Genomic DNA, 4,232 nt, shown 5'->3' with positions numbered 1-4,232 from the left:
ACCTCCGCGGCAAACGGCGCGATCTTCGCCGCCACCAGCGCACGCACGGACGCACGCAGCATCTCGTGCTCCTCGGACGGACGGTACAGGTCGAAGTCCGACATCAGCTCTCCCACGAAGATGGCACTCAGTACCCTCATTATGCATGGCGAGTGCCACACCGGAAGGGAGCAGGTACGTTCGGGTCATGGACGAGCAGCGCGACCCCAGCACGCGCGGCGACGCGCGCGACGCCCGAGCAGGCGGCGACCGGGAGAAGGCCCCCATCAGGGATCTCCTCGTCTCCGCGGCGTTCGAGCTCTTCACCGAGCGCGGCTATGACAGCACGACCGTCGACGACATCGTGCGCCGGGCGGGCGTGGGCCGCCGGTCCTTCTTCCGGTACTTCCCCACGAAGGAGGAGGTCGTCTTCCCCGACCACGAACGGGCGCTCGCCGACATGGTCGCGTATCTGGCGGACGGGGCCCGGGACCCCGACCCGGTCGCGCGGGCCTGCGGCGCGGCCCGGCTGGTCATGCGCATGTACGCGGAGAACGCCGAGTTCTCGGTGAAGCGGTATGCGCTCACCCGCAAGGTGCCGGCGCTCAAGGCCCACGAGACGTCCGTGGTGTGGCGCTACGAGCGGGCCCTCGCCGACTACCTCAAGGAGCGGTTCGCGACACTGCCGGACGGTGACGTGCGGGCGTACACGGTCGCCGCGAGCGTGGTGGCCGCGCACAACTTCGGGCTGCGCGCCTGGCTGCGCTCCGGTGCCCGCGGCGACGCCGCGGCGGGCGTCGACCGGGCCCTCGACCTCGTCCACCGCACCTGGGGCGACACCGGCGAGACCCTGGTCGTGGTCACCCGGAGCAGCACCCCCATGTGGCGGATCGTGCAGCAACTGGAGGGCGTCCGGGAGCGGGGCACCGAGACAGGGAACTGAGTGCCCGAACCAGGGGCACTCAGTACCCACGTCGTCAGCCGATGTGGTAGCTGTCGCCGTAGACCTCCCAGTCCAGCGGCGGGTTCAGGTCCAGATTGCCGTTGCGCAGGAACACACGCTGCGCCGTGTCGACCCGGCTGGTGTCGCTGTGCGCCTCCTCCTGCTTCATGGCCCACACCCGGGCGTCGAGGAAGGCGTCGAGGTACGCCGTCTCGTCGCCGCCTTGCGCCGGCGGCCGGGCCGAGCGCAGCGCCCGCTCGCGGATGGCGCCGAAGCCGGTGGCGTCGGTGCCGTCGCCGTGCATGACGATCGCGTCGTAGTACGCGAACTGGCCGAGCGCGCGCAGCCCGTCGTCCTTGCCCCGGTGCACCGCGGGGTTGAAGTAGACGCGGTCCCGCTCGTCGTTCTGGGCCTGCTGGAACACGGCGTCCCCGGCGGCGGTGCGCCAGCTGCCGGGGAAGTCCGGGTCGAGCCCCGCGTGCGAGTCGGTGCCGTCGACCCGGCGCAGCGCGGGCAGATACGGAGCGAGGACGTTGCCGGGCCTGCGGTCGGCATAGAGCTGTACGAGGTCGAGCATGTCGCCGGTGCCCGAGCAGAAGCCGATGATGCCGGCGGTGTAACCGCGGCCGTCACCGATGTCCTCGATGTACCCGTACTGGGCCTTCCAGTCGAGCGAGGAGTTCTCCGCGCTCGACACGAGCTTCATGGCCGTCTCCTTCTTCGCCGGGTCGTCGAGGCCCGGTGCCGCCGGCGCCGCGGTGGCGCGGGGCACGGCGACGAGGGCGCCGAGGGCCGCGGCCCCGGTCAGCGCGACGAAGGTCCGGCGGGACACGCCGGAGGGGGACGCTGTGTCATGGCCGAGGTGCATCAGGGCTCCAACCAGAGGTGGGGGGATGGGAGTTGGTCCGGACCCATGCATTGACAGGAAGGTTTCCTATCAGATGCGGGGAGGGAAGCCCCGGGACGGGAAGTTCGTAGGATCGGACGACGCCACGTCATGACGAAAGCGGACAATACCGCGGCCCGGACGGGCGTCCATGCCGACGGTGTCCGGCCCGTCCGGGCGCGTTGCACCCCCCGGGCGGCCCCGCCTGCCCGTACCGTGCTCTGGATATGACTGGTCATCAGAGACGGCCGGGAGGCGCGGGTCGCGGGGCGCGGGGCGCGGTCCTGGGCAGCAGGCCCGCCCACTGGACGCGGCTGCCGTCGCGTGTCCCTCCCGGCCCGCACGGCACCCCGGCGGTGGCGTCCGGCGCGCCCGAGCGGACGGTGCCGTGGCTGCGGGTCGGCGCGGCCTACGCCTGGCGGCTCATCCTCATCGGCATCGTCGTCTACGGCCTGTTCACGATCCTGGGCCGCTTCCAGCTCGTCGCCGTGGCCCTGTTCCTCGCGTTCGTCATCACCGCGATCCTGCGCCCCGTCACCGACCTGCTGAACCGTGTGCTCCCCCGGCCGCTGTGCGTGGCCCTCGCGCTCGTCGGCAGCATCCTGGTCCTGCTCGGTCTGTTCGCCCTCGTGGGCAACGCGGTGGCCGGCGAGTCGGCGAAACTGGCGGGAGAGTTCCGCGGCGGCATCCACCAGATCGAACAGTGGCTCCAGCGGCCCCCGTTCCGGCTCAGCCCGGGCCGGCTCGCCGAACTGCAACGCCAGGTGATGCACTACCTCAGCACGCACCGGGCGAACCTGCTCAGCAGCGCCGCCAGTGGCCTCGGCCGGGTCGTCGAGGTGGTGACCGGGCTCGCCCTCGCGCTCTTCTCCTCCGTCTTCTTCATCCACTCCGGCGACCGGCTGTGGGGCTGGGCACGCGAGCAGTTGCTGCCCGCGGGCGCCCGCGAGGGGTGGGACCGGGCGGGCCGCGCCGCCTGGCACACGTTCGCCGGGTACACGCGCGGCATCATCATCGTGGCCGCCACCAACGCGGTCCTCGTGGGAGTGGCCCTGCTCGCGCTCCGAGTGCCGCTCGCACTGCCGCTGGCCCTTCTGGAGTTCTTCGCCGCGTTCGTGCCGCTGGTGGGTTCGCCGGTCGCGCTCGCGGTCGCCACCGTCGTCGCCCTCGCCGGGCGCGGCCCCGTCACGGCGGCGCTGGTCCTGGTGCTCATCGTCGTCATCGGGCAGTTGGAGGGCCATGTGCTGCACCCGCTGGTGCTGAGCTGGGCGGTCCGGCTCCATCCGCTGGTCGTCGCCGTGTCCGTCATCGCGGGCAGCATCGTCGCGGGTGTGATCGGCGCCGTCGTGGCGGTCCCGCTCGTCTCCGTCATCTGGGCGGTACTACGCGCCCTGCGCGCGGTACCGCCCTAGGTGTGCCCTAGGTGTACTGCCCTGTGCGCGTCGGGTCACTCGTGGAGCCAGAAGCCTGTCCGGCGCAGCCACAGGTCCAGCAGGGGCCGGTCGCCCTCGACCTCGGTCCGCTCGTCGACGGGCCGGCCGTAGACGAGCAGCAGCAGATCGGCGAGCGGTCCACGGACGGTCACCGCCGCCTCCTCGTCGGCGTGCCGCCAGCGGGGAGCGTCGCCGGTGAGGTCGACGAACCAGTCACCGGCGGGATCGTCGGTGGCCGAAAAGCGCAGGGTGCGGCCGGCGCCGAGCAGGGGTGCGTCGCTCCCGTCGTACGCCTCGGGCACCGTGCCGAAGGACATCCACTCGTCCAGTCCGTCCCGTGCCACGGCCGGATCCAGCGCGTAGCCGCGGCCCACCGTCCAGGCGGCGTCCGCCCGGTGGACGACGGTCTCGAAGAGCATGCGCCTGGCCCAGAACGCCAGGGGCTGATCGGGCACCACGGTCCACACCCGGGTGTCCGGGCCGGCCTCCTCCAGCGCGTCCGTCAGATGCCGGGCGCCGTCGGCGAGCCACCCGTCGAGCGTGGCTGTGTCCTCGTTGTTCTCGTCGCCGTAGTCGAAGACGTCGTCGAGGAGGTGGTGGGACACCGGCTCGGTGGCGCGGGTGCGGACGATGGTCTCCACCCAGCGGTGGGCGCCGCCGACGTGCCGCGCCAGCTGGCCGAGGTTCCACTCCGGGCAGGTGGGCACGCGGACCGCGGGGTCGGCGCCGTCCAGAAGGGAGCGCAACAGGTCGGTCTGCTGGAGGATTTCGGTGCGATAGCGGTCGAGGTCCCATCGAGGCATGGGGCCAGGCTAAGCGCTCCGCCGGATGTGCCGCACTGTGCCAGGTCCGTTGCGGGGGGGGGGGGGCCCCCCCCGGGGGGGGGGGGGCCCCCCCCCCCCCCCCCCCCGGGGGGCGGGCCCCCCCCCCCCGGGGGGGGGGGGGGGCCCCGGGGGGGGGGGGGCGGGGGCTTTTTGCGGGGGCCCGGCCC

The 4,232-nt window shown here is 72.9% G+C and carries 4 protein-coding genes; 2 read left to right on the top strand and 2 right to left on the bottom strand.

The features are described from left to right. Positions 1–187: 187 nt before the first annotated feature. Entirely contained in the window at positions 188–922 is a 735-nt protein-coding gene (locus tag ACFYTE_RS42195) for a TetR family transcriptional regulator (protein ID WP_388722608.1), read from the top strand. 34 nt (positions 923–956) lie between these two features. Here ACFYTE_RS42195 and ACFYTE_RS42190 read toward each other — a convergent pair whose 3' ends face one another. Then, on the bottom strand, positions 957–1,790 hold the full coding sequence (locus ACFYTE_RS42190; RefSeq protein ID WP_388722606.1) for a chitosanase: 834 nt from the start codon (positions 1,788–1,790) through the stop codon (positions 957–959). A 245-nt stretch (positions 1,791–2,035) separates the two neighbouring features. Here ACFYTE_RS42190 and ACFYTE_RS42185 point away from each other — a divergent pair, with 245 nt between their 5' ends. Next, positions 2,036–3,220: an AI-2E family transporter gene (locus tag ACFYTE_RS42185; protein WP_388722604.1), complete on the top strand. Its 1,185-nt coding sequence runs from the start codon at positions 2,036–2,038 to the stop codon at positions 3,218–3,220. Positions 3,221–3,255: 35 nt separating this feature from the next. Here the strand turns inward: ACFYTE_RS42185 and ACFYTE_RS42180 are convergent, their stop codons facing one another. Next, positions 3,256–4,044, bottom strand: a complete 789-nt coding sequence (locus tag ACFYTE_RS42180) for a maleylpyruvate isomerase family mycothiol-dependent enzyme (RefSeq protein WP_388722602.1) — start codon at positions 4,042–4,044, stop codon at positions 3,256–3,258. Between the last annotated feature and the right edge of the window lie 188 nt (positions 4,045–4,232).

The sequence above is a fragment of the Streptomyces sp. NPDC004629 genome, from assembly GCF_042873595.1.
GTDB lineage: Bacteria > Actinomycetota > Actinomycetes > Streptomycetales > Streptomycetaceae > Streptomyces.
The sequence above is the reverse complement of the archived record's forward strand: the minus strand, read 5'-3'. Positions and strand labels throughout refer to the sequence as shown.